This window comes from Massilia sp. TWR1-2-2 (assembly GCF_049897565.1).
Lineage (GTDB): Bacteria > Pseudomonadota > Gammaproteobacteria > Burkholderiales > Burkholderiaceae_D > JAFCUW01.
The window spans coordinates 1-1932 of the sequence record NZ_JAFCWM010000080.1; the positions used below are offsets into that span (position 1 = coordinate 1).

General features: G+C 57.6%; 1 protein-coding gene. It reads left to right on the forward strand.

Annotation, left to right across the window (positions count from 1 at the left end; all coding sequences use genetic code 11):
• Positions 1 to 173 precede the first annotated feature (173 nt).
• On the forward strand, positions 174 to 1868 hold the full coding sequence (locus tag ACP7DD_RS26395) for an IS1634 family transposase (protein ID WP_426178350.1): 1695 nt from the start codon (positions 174 to 176) through the stop codon (positions 1866 to 1868).
• Positions 1869 to 1932 lie beyond the last annotated feature (64 nt).

The following is a 1932-nucleotide window of genomic DNA, read 5'->3' on the forward strand; positions in this document are numbered from 1 at the left end:
CACCCGAGTTCGACAGTTCGCGGCCAATTTCGACGGTTTTGCTGAACGGCGCACCATATAAATCAAACACTTACATGCATTTCTCCGTCGATTTTGAAAATTTTGTGTAATGGCATGTTTTATAAATTTCGTTAGTTGTTGACATTCTATTTCCACGCAAATAGAGTAACGGCATGTTCATCAAAGTTACCACCTCCGGACCACGCCGCTACGTTCAGCTGGTCGAAGCGTATCGCGACGACAATGGCCGCCCGAAGCAGCGTACCGTCGCGACCTTGGGCCGACTCGATCAGCTCAATACGGAGCTTGAGTCGGTGATTTCCGGCTTGCTGCGCGTGACCGGAAAAACGCGCCCGGAGATGCCTCCCGCCCCGTCGCTCACGTTCGAGTCGGCGCGCGATTATGGTGATGTCTGGGCGCTGACCGAATTGTGGAATTCGCTCGGCTTCGATCGTCTGCGGCAGGTATTTCGGCGCACCCGACACACCATCGATATCGAAGCGCTGATCCGGTTGATGGTGCTGAACCGACTGTGTGATCCCGACTCGAAACTGGGCGTGCTGCGCTGGGTCGAAACCGTCACCTTGCCCGGTATCATGGCCGAAAAAATCGAGCACCATCAACTGCTGCGGGCGATGGACGCGATGGTCGAACATCAGGAGGAAGTCGATCAGGTGCTGGCCAGCTTACTGCGTCCGATGGTCGATCAGGATCTGGCGGTGGTGTTCTACGACATGACGACGATCCGCGCTGAAGGGATGTCGCAACAAGACGAGGACGTGCGCAAATTCGGCATGTCGAAGGAGGGCCTGATCGCGCGCCAGGTCATGCTCGGGGTGGTGCAGACAGCGGATGGATTGCCTCTGTATCACGAAGTATTTGACGGCAATACCGCCGAAGTGACGACCATCAAACCGATCATCGAAAAGATCGTGCGACGCTTCCCGGTCAAGCGTGTCATCGCCGTGGCCGATCGCGGCCTGCTCTCGACCGACAACCTGGCGGACCTGCAGGCGATCACCTTGCCAGGCGGTGGTACGCTTGAATTCATTCTGGCAGTGCCAGGGCGCCGCTACGGCGATTTCGTGGACCTGCTGGCGCCGTTCCATGCTGAGCAATGCGCCGATGCAAAGCAAGAGGTCTTGGGTGAGACAAAGTGGGACAAACTGCGCCTGATCATCGCGCATGACCCGGACGTGGCCAAGACCGCCGGCGCCAAACGCGATCTCGTCATCGAGTCGCTCGAGCAGAAGGCCGCTCAGTGGGCGGTCAAACTGGACGGGCAGGAGATGGGCAAGAGCAAGCGTGGCCGCAAGCTGTCCGACGGCGGCGCGCGCGCACGTTTCTATCATGAAGTGTGTGAGGCCCACCTGGCACGTATCGTCCGCGTTGATCTCAAGAGCGAACTGTTCACGTACTCAATCGATGAGCGCGCGTTGACGCATGCGCGTCTGATGGATGGCAAGCTTCTGCTGGTCACCAATGCCACCGACCTGACACCCGTAGAAGTGGTTAAACGGTATAAATCGTTAGCCGATATCGAGCGCGGTTTCCGCGTACTCAAATCCGAAATCGAGATCGGCCCGATCTATCATCGACTGCCTGAGCGCATCCGCGCCCATGCCGCGATCTGCTTCATGGCCCTGATCCTGCATCGCATCATGCGCACCCGCTTGCGCGCCAGCGACACCGCGCTCTCGCCCGAGCGCGCGCTCGCGAAACTACGCAGAATTCAGCATCACCGCGTCACGCTGAACGGCACCGAATCCGCCACCGGTATCTCAAAACTCGACAAGGAACAGACCGACATTCTCACCGCCCTGACGATCAAGAAACCCACCCTTGAGACCCAATTGACCCTCCTGTAGTGGCATTTTTTAACATCGCCTCTATATGAATCAATAACTTACGCGCTCAACTGTCGAACTCGGG

Coding starts and splice junctions, on each gene's coding strand:
- ACP7DD_RS26395 (WP_426178350.1), top strand. CDS start 174: ATGTTCATCAAAGTTACCACCTCCGGACCACGCCGCTACGTTCAGCTG.